Below are 8,074 nucleotides of genomic sequence, written 5' to 3' on the forward strand. Positions count from 1 at the left end.
AAAGGTAATTTAAAAATCCGGGATATTTTACAAACAGAGACAGAATGTGAAGGATACCATAGACAATCATAAATGCCGGAAAGACGAATTTCATTTGATCCTCTCTTTTTGTGATTTGATTTTTCTATAAAAAAATACACTCGTGCAAAAATATTTGATAAATTCCTTTTCAATCCTCGCTTTCTGAAGTCATATCATAAAAACACTGAATTTCGATTGCGTCAGGACGTTTGCAGAATAAGAATATTGATCACTGCCGAGAGAGCATACACTCGAAACAGTTATAAGAACCTGATTGTAAATAGCTCCGAAATTCATGGGTCGCCTTTTTTTGTAATTTTAGGATTGAAAAAGTAGTTTGTCCACATACTTTGTTTTGAGAAAAATTTTATTAAATTCGGAATATTCGAACTGAAAATGATGTAATATTAACGAAAAGGAGGGTTTTATGGGCAAAAATGAGAAAATTGTTTTACTGGCCGGTATTTTCTTCCTGCTGGCTCCAATAAAAACCAACGGACAGAGCATTTTTTCACTTTCACTGCCTTTTGACACGGGCAGGATAGTTTCGGGAATGAACGAGTTCTCCATTGATTTCTACAAAACAGCGGCTTCCGAGTCAGATCAGAACATGATCCTTTCGCCTTTCAGTGTTCACGACGCATTGACTATGACCTACGAAGGAGCCGACGGTGCGACTGCTGAACAGATGCGCAATGTCCTGCGTCTCGGATTTGATATTTCGCAGACGAGGTACGAGTACATGTCTCTTCTTGAAAAAATAAATTCTGGAGGACGCGAATGCACTCTTTCCGCCGCGAACGCGATATGGACTCAGTATGGATACCCATTCCTCGGCGATTTCATATCCGCTGTTGAAAGATATTACGGCGGCAAAGCAGTGAACATGGATTTTGAGAACGATCCCGAGGGGTCAAGACAGAAAATAAATATCTGGGTCGAAGAAAATACCGCCGGAAAGATTACAGACCTATTATCTCCCGGCCAGATAAATCCGATGACCACTCTTGTTTTGACAAACGCCATCTATTTTAAAGGTATCTGGCTTTACACGTTTGACTCCGAAAAAACAAAAAAATCTTCTTTCAGCGTGTCTGAAGATAAAACGGTGGAAACCGACATGATGTTTCTCGATAACTCCGAGGCGAGATTCGGTTACTACGAAGACGAAGAAGTCCAGATCCTCGAAATGCCATACAAAGACGGGACTCTATCCATGGTCGTTTTTCTGCCCAAAGTTCCGATAAACTCTTTCGAGGAATCTTTAGACGCTTTTAAAATGGATTATTACATGAGTTCACTGACGAGTTCGGAAGTTGTCATATATTTCCCAAAATTCAAAATTGAGGCGAAGTTCAATCTGAACGAAGTACTGAATACTATGGGTATGACTCAGGCTTTCATCCCGGGAGCCGCGGATTTCTCCGGTATGACTGGAAACCGCGATCTTTTCATAAGCTACGTGATCCATCAGGCGTTCATAGCTGTCGACGAAGAAGGCACGGAAGCGGCGGCGGCGACAGCAGTCCTGATGGAGAGGACATCCGTCAGTATGGACATCAGAAATGTTTTTAATGCGGATCATCCTTTTCTGTTCGTTATCAAGGACAATGAAACGGGATGTGTTTTATTCATGGGAAAACTTACTGATCCTGCTGTCAACTGAAAAAAAGCGGCGCGAATGCGCCGCCTTCTCATATTTGGGCGTCTTCAGATTCCTGAATGTTCTGTCTGATCTTATGCCTCAAATCTCTCGGCCTGTAGTCGCGAACCCTTCCTCTGAATTGATGGTCCGTGTGCTTGAATAGAATGTGGGACAAAAGGACCAATCCCCATCCCTGCCAGTAGGATATCTTCGGCAAAGAGAACAATTCGGGCATAAGCCAGTTCCATAGGATTTTGACGAAAAATCCGAACAAAAGTGCAATCAGTGCGCCGAAAACTATACCTCCGGTGACGAGCAGAATCTTGTTTTTAAAAATACTCAAAAACATATGTCCTCCTTGAATGATTTCAATTTTTCTCTCAAAAAAACCACGGCCTCCCTTTTTCTCGAAATCAGCGTATTAACTGGTGTGCCGGTAATTTCAGATATTTCTCTGAAAGTCAGGAGTTCCAATTCATGATACACAAAAACGGAATAAAGCTTTTCGGGCATTGAGGAGATGATTTCAGAGAGTTTTTCGGTGAAAATCTCGATTTTTATGCTGTTTTCAATGTCGCTGTCCTTGTCTTCAATCAGGTCTTCGAGTTCCAAAACATCTCTAGGGTCGAGGGATTCTCTTTTCTTTCTTCTGAAAAAATCTGATATTTTGTTGCGCGCGACCGAGAAGAGCCAGGAAGTCACAGCTTCGATGGATTTGATTGTGTTGAAATTGAGAACAGCGCTTTCAAAGACTTCCTGAAGAATGTCTTCGGATTCATCGGGGTCTCCTACCCTGGAGTTTATATAAGACAGAAGCTTCCGCTTTTCGTCTTTGAATTTCTGTGTTATTATTTCGTTCATGTTTGCTCCCATGATTATAAGACGTATTCCGGATTATTTTTATTGTAAATATTTTCAGGAGGTTCCGTGATTCGAAAAATATTTATTTTCATCGCCGCCGCGGCGATGATCGTATTAACAGCAGAAGCTGAAGAAACCGGTAATTATTCCTTGCCGGAGGAGATATATGACGTAGAAACGCTCTGCAGAAATTTCTCCGGCCTGGCGGGGGAGGAAGTTTTCGTAAAAGGAACGGTTGATCACGTCTGCAGGCACAGCGGGATGAGAATGAATCTCTGCCAGGACGATTCATTTTCTGTTCATGTGACAGCGTCTGAAGGGATGGATCCTTTTAACCAGGAACTGACAGGAAAAGAGGTAACGGTTTTTGGAGTTGTAAAACAGCTGATAATTGACAGAGAATACCTCAGTGATTGGGAAAAAGGTCTCGAAGAAGACTGCGATTCCGGACCGCACCACGACGAAGTAGAGCAAATAGAACGATACAGGGCATATCTCGACAGCGCAGGCCTAGACAGACTGTCCGAATTCTGGATAGAAGCGAAGGAAATCCGGGAGTAATCGATTGAGGATAAAATTGAGATGCGCCGCGATAATCGTCCGCGGCGCAGAAGTGCTACTCGTAAGAAGTTTGAAAAGCCCTGAAGAAATGTGGATACCTCCGGGCGGAAAATTCAAAGAGGAGGATTTCTCGGTTTTCGAGTGCGCAAAAAGGGAAGCTTATGAGGAATCAGGCGTCGCTGTGTCAATAAAAAAACTTATCGGTTTGAACGAAATTTTCGACGAAGAAAAAAAAACTTTCACAATTGAGCTGTTTTTTTTATCAGAACCCGTCGAAGGAGTGACGAAAAACGGGTACGTCTTTGAAAAAAACAACTCTGAAAAAAGAAGCCCGAAATGGTTTACAGCAAATGAACTGAAGATGATAAAATTCAGCCCTGAAGACCTAATTCTTTCCAGTCTTGACGATATCTGAAAGCGTTTTAAGATCGTCTTCCAGCATTTTCTTCTCTTCCTCCTTGTCCAAATCTCTGGATAAATGGACAGCCTTTTCGAGATTTACTTCAGCTTCTTTGAAATCTTTTAAAACGCTTTGAGCTCTGGCTATTGCTTCGTGAGCGTAAGCGAGATTGAATCCTTTGAATCCGTTTTTTCTGCACACAGACAATGAGTTGTTCGCATGATAAAGGGCTGATTCTCCTTTTCCCAATACGCTGTATACTCTCGAGACTTGCCACTCGCCGAGAAAATCGTTTTCTTCGTCTCCGACCTGGAGCCAGTGAAAAAGAGAAGCGTGAGCGGCGTGGATCATCAATCTGTCCTCTTCTTCGGTTCTATCCTGTTTGTCGAGCATGTCCCAGACGAAGTTGAAAAGTTCCACAGCCGTCTTTCTGTGAAAACCTTCGACCATTTCTTTTTCGATTTTCATTTGTCCTCCTGGTTCGAATGCGAGCAATATCTTACAATGAAAGATTCGAGCTCATCTTTACGTACTTTGTTTTCATATTTAGGTGTTTTATCTAACAAACTACTATATTGCTCCAGCGCTACTCTGGCATGGAGCTTTTCTTTTGTCAAATTGAATAACAAGTAGGATATAAATGCTTTGGATTCGGCGTCTTTGGCTTTCTCCGATTTTCTCGTAAGCTTGGCTAAAGCGGCATCAGGTGATTTGCCGGTTTTGAAATCCAGAGCCAATCCCAGGACATCACAGCTTTCAATGACTGATGTCCTTTTTACTTCTGAAGCCGATTTCAGTGCCTCATCGAGAGATATTCTGGATTTTTCGAAGTCGCCCAGTTCAAAATAAAGATCGGCGAGACTGTAAAGATAAAAACAAAGATTATATTTGGATCCGGACATTTTTGAAAGTTTCACGGCTTTCACATAAAGATCTTTGGCTTTTTTGAATTCCTTGAGTTTTGAGAACACACTCGCCTTGTTGCATAATGCTATTGCGTGGCTTCTTTTGTCTCCTATCTCTCCGGCGAGCTCTGCGCTTTCTTCATAGCACTTCAGCGCGGTTTCAAAATTGCCTTTTTCTTCGTGAATATGACCGATGTTGCTTTTCAAAATGGCTATCCCGTCTTTGTCCTGATATGATTCCTTGATCCTGAGGCTTTCATTAAAGCTTTTCATAGCTTTTTCAGAATTTTGGAGTGAAAGATATATTGTTCCGAGATTTAAAAGCACAACGGATTCTGTTTTAATGTCTTTTACAAACCTGCTCAATTTGAGGGCCCGCAAATATAATCTGAGTGATTGTTCCAGGTTCCCGTTCTCGGCTTTTATGTTCGCCATGTTGACTAGTATTTTTGCTTCAGCGGTCTTGTCTCCCTTTATCGAGGAAATGCTTTTTGAATAATGGTTTATTGCTTCTTCGTAATCGCCTTTTCTGTAACAAGTATTACCCAAGGAAGATTCAAGAAGAGCAGTGAGTTTGACATCTCCGGTTGAGTTTGCTATCCGGATACCTCTTTTCGCGTGGTTCATTGCTTTTGTGAGATTTCCGCTGTTTCTTTCCAGGGAAGCGAGCATATCAAGCGCCAGGCAGTATTTTTCAGGAAGTTTGCTCCGTTGAGCCGTTTCCAGGCATTTTTGAACGCATTTTTTTGCCTGGCTCCATTTTCCAATCAATCTGTAAATTGATGTTTTGATGTAATATATCTCGAAAAATTGTGAAAAAGAACCGGGAGGCAGGATTTTTTCTGCTTTTTCGAGGCACGAAAGGGCTCTTTCGTTGAGAAAAATATCGAAGAACGCTTTTGAGGCTCTTAAGTAGTAATCGGCAGCAATGTCAAAACTCTCGGAAGCTCTGTAATGCTCGGCAATGTCTTCGTATGATAATTTTTCGCGCTGTCGTCTGTTTTTAAGAAATTCAGCCGCTGAAAAATGAATCTTTCCCAAAAAAGGATTCATCTGAACACTGTAGATAACTTCCCGTGTGAGCGCGCTCGAAAATCCGTAACCCTCCGGTGTTTTTTTAAAAACATTTTGAGCTACTCCGTCATTGAGGCAATTTTTTGAATCTAATTCCGGGTAAAATTCTCCGAAAACCTCGCAAAATATCTCCTCTGAGAATGAATTGCCGAGAATGCTCGCCACACGGACGGCTTCTTTCAGATCTTTTCCGAACCTGTCGAATCTCGACAATATCAGCTCTTTGAGATTTAATGGTTCCGAGAGGATTTTTTTCATAGCGTCCGAATCTGCTGAAAATCCCTCTCTGAGAACGTGTCCGGCGATGTTCTCGATGTATAACGGATTACCTTCCGATATTGAATAGATTTCTTCGTCGAAGTGCATGTCTGAGAGTTCTGAATGTTGTTTCGTTTCAGAAATTTTTACGTAATTTTTAAACAGTGATTCGCTTTCCGACTTCGAAAGCTTTTCGAGGCGAATTGATATGTGATACGTTATATCTGTTTTCAGCAATGATACCTCCAGAGAAGGATCTCTCGACTCGAAAATTATAATTGACGGGAGATTTTTCAACGATTTTGCGAGAGAAAGAATTATGTTGAGAGAATCTTTGTCGATATCGGAAGCCTGGAAAATCTCTAAAGCAGTTGGTTTATCGGAGCATTCGGCTAACAAAACGTTTTTTATGGCGCCAAAACAAAGTTCATACTTTGTTTTGGCGTCAAGGCTTTCAAAACCGCTTCCTTTGGAAGCTATTCCAAGAAGCATGGAGAGGCATTCCGAAGCTCCGGATATTTTTTCTGAAAGTCCGGTATCCCCTGAATGTGCAATTTTTTTTACTTTTCTTTGCAATGTGTCTTCGAATCTAACTTTGTTTAAAAATTCACTGTCAGTATCGGAGTATCCAAAGTATTCTTTTAAAAAGTTTATGAGGGGGCTGAAAGGCTTCTTGAGAATGTCGTCGCACTCAATTTTCAGAACATCGAACTTTGTTTTCCCGAGTTCAGCGTTGAATTCCTCTATTAAACGGCTTTTACCTGTGCCCGATTCTCCGGAAACCAGAACTGTCATCGATTTTATTTCACTTTTCACTTTTTCGGACAATTCAACAAGTCTCTCGAGTTCCATTTTTCTGCCGACAAATTCAACGCGTGAAATTATTTTTGACTTGTACCCGGATTTTTTTGAACCGAGACCGAAAAGAGAGATTTTATCTTTTATTCCTCTCAAATATTCTTCGCCGAGAGGATATAAATTATAAGAGACGTTTATTTTTCTGGAAAAAGTTTCGTCACAGATAATCTCATGTCCGGAAGCCTTTTCGGCGATTCTGGAAGAAATATTAACGGCGGACCCGAGAACTGTATATTCCGACCGTTTCTCGTTGCCTATGAAACCGCAAAAAGCTTTTCCGTATGAGATGCCTGTTTTAACTTCGAAACGCTTGATTTTTCTGATGGCCAAAGCGAAATCGGCGGCTTTGGAAAATTTGTTTTCTATTTCCAATGGTGCGCCGAAAACCACGAGCACTATTCCCCCTTTGTCGCCGAAATCAATTTTATTAAGGTATCCCCCGTGTTCGTAGGAGAGTTCGATGGTTTTATGCAAACCGTATGCAGGGTTTCCTGATTTTTCGAAACAAATAAAACACGAGACTATGTCCCTGAATTCAGCCAGGTCGCGGGCGGATATTACCGCGGGATTGACCCAAAATCTTTCGTCATAATTTGCTTTTTTTCCGCGATTCTTTATCGGCGCTTTCCGTGTTTGAACCGGTCTCTTTTTGACGCCTGTATTGTTTTCTGATTTTGTTTTGTATTCGTCCGAACCCTCGTCCGCCGATATTCTGAAATCGGCGATTATCTCACCGGGAGAAGCCTTGCTCTTGAAATATGCAGCTCTTTCTATTGCTTCTCCCTCGAAAATGAAGGAATTCTGATAGGGTGTTTCGATTATCTTCCAGGTGCTGAAGCCTACAGAAAGGCCGATTTTATAATTCAATTTTATTTCACCGTCTGATACGAACACTTCTGAAATTCTAGTTGAAGCGTTGAAAACATCCGGGATGACGCAGTCGGATTTTTCGAATATGGCAGTAAATCCGTCACCGGCGAAGGCTCCGATGAAACCGCCGTTATCGTACACGGCGTTTATCGCCGGGATAAAAGCGGAGGAAAGAATTTCATTAAGTTTCTCGCATCCTTTTTTGCCTTTTTGAAGACATTTTTCCGTTGTGCCTGAAAAGCCCGTTATATCAGCCATAATAACGAAGCATTCTGTTTTTCCGGACTTTATTCCTTTGGCGAAATTACGCTTTACGAAATCCGGCACAAGGTTTTTCATATCTGATCAAACAAAAATAATATTGATTTTATCTCCGAAGAATCGAACGGTTTTTCTGAATCAGAGCAATTCATTTATTGAAGCGAAGTTTTTGACTATTTCTCTTATTTTTTCAAGATTTATCCTGTATTCGTATTTCGGCACGGAAGAATATAAGTCTACAAAGATTTTGTAGGCTTTTTCAGCGAATTCCTTTCTTCCAGTCAGCTTGTACAGGTCGAAAAAAGCCGACGCTTTTATGAATTTATCTTCCGCGGTTTCGGCTATTGATTCGAGAAGGGA

8 protein-coding genes are annotated in these 8,074 nt (G+C 41.4%); 3 read left to right on the top strand and 5 right to left on the bottom strand.

Annotated features, from left to right (window positions below; translation table 11 throughout):
* Window positions 1-448 precede the first annotated feature (448 nt).
* Entirely contained in the window at window positions 449-1,687 is a 1,239-nt protein-coding gene (locus JXL83_00600; GenBank protein ID MBN2362610.1) for a serpin family protein, read from the top strand.
* A 28-nt stretch (window positions 1,688-1,715) separates the two neighbouring features.
* Here JXL83_00600 and JXL83_00605 read toward each other — a convergent pair whose 3' ends face one another.
* Together JXL83_00605 and JXL83_00610 are read right to left on the bottom strand one after the other, a co-directional pair.
* Window positions 1,716-2,015 carry a hypothetical protein gene (locus tag JXL83_00605; GenBank protein MBN2362611.1) on the bottom strand — a complete coding sequence of 100 codons (300 nt, stop codon included), beginning with the start codon at window positions 2,013-2,015 and terminating at the stop codon, window positions 1,716-1,718.
* Window positions 2,006-2,527: an RNA polymerase sigma factor gene (locus tag JXL83_00610; protein MBN2362612.1), complete on the bottom strand. Its 522-nt coding sequence runs from the start codon at window positions 2,525-2,527 to the stop codon at window positions 2,006-2,008. The genes JXL83_00605 and JXL83_00610 overlap by 10 nt, the downstream gene beginning before the upstream one ends.
* Window positions 2,528-2,593: 66 nt before the next feature.
* On the opposite strand from JXL83_00610, the gene JXL83_00615 reads away from it, so the two are divergent.
* Complete coding sequence (locus JXL83_00615; GenBank protein MBN2362613.1) at window positions 2,594-3,088, top strand: hypothetical protein; 495 nt, start codon at window positions 2,594-2,596, stop codon at window positions 3,086-3,088.
* A 4-nt stretch (window positions 3,089-3,092) separates the two neighbouring features.
* Window positions 3,093-3,503 (top strand): NUDIX hydrolase, encoded by a 411-nt coding sequence (locus tag JXL83_00620; protein ID MBN2362614.1) that lies wholly within the window; start codon window positions 3,093-3,095, stop codon window positions 3,501-3,503.
* On the opposite strand, the gene JXL83_00625 is transcribed toward JXL83_00620, so the two are convergent.
* The 3 genes from JXL83_00625 to JXL83_00635 form a co-directional block, all read right to left on the bottom strand.
* Window positions 3,474-3,956, bottom strand: coding sequence for a hypothetical protein (locus tag JXL83_00625; GenBank protein ID MBN2362615.1), 483 nt, complete (start codon window positions 3,954-3,956; stop codon window positions 3,474-3,476). The two genes, JXL83_00620 and JXL83_00625, sit on opposite strands and share 30 nt — an antisense overlap.
* A complete protein-coding gene (locus JXL83_00630; GenBank protein MBN2362616.1) occupies window positions 3,953-7,711 on the bottom strand; it encodes a tetratricopeptide repeat protein in 3,759 nt (1,252 codons plus the stop codon). The genes JXL83_00625 and JXL83_00630 overlap by 4 nt, the downstream gene beginning before the upstream one ends.
* A gap of 141 nt (window positions 7,712-7,852) precedes the next feature.
* The coding region (locus tag JXL83_00635) for a hypothetical protein (protein ID MBN2362617.1) at window positions 7,853-8,074 on the bottom strand (222 nt) is incomplete at its 5' end.

It is taken from the genome of candidate division WOR-3 bacterium, assembly GCA_016934535.1.
Taxonomy (GTDB): domain Bacteria; phylum SDB-A; class SDB-A; order SDB-A; family SDB-A; genus JAFGIG01.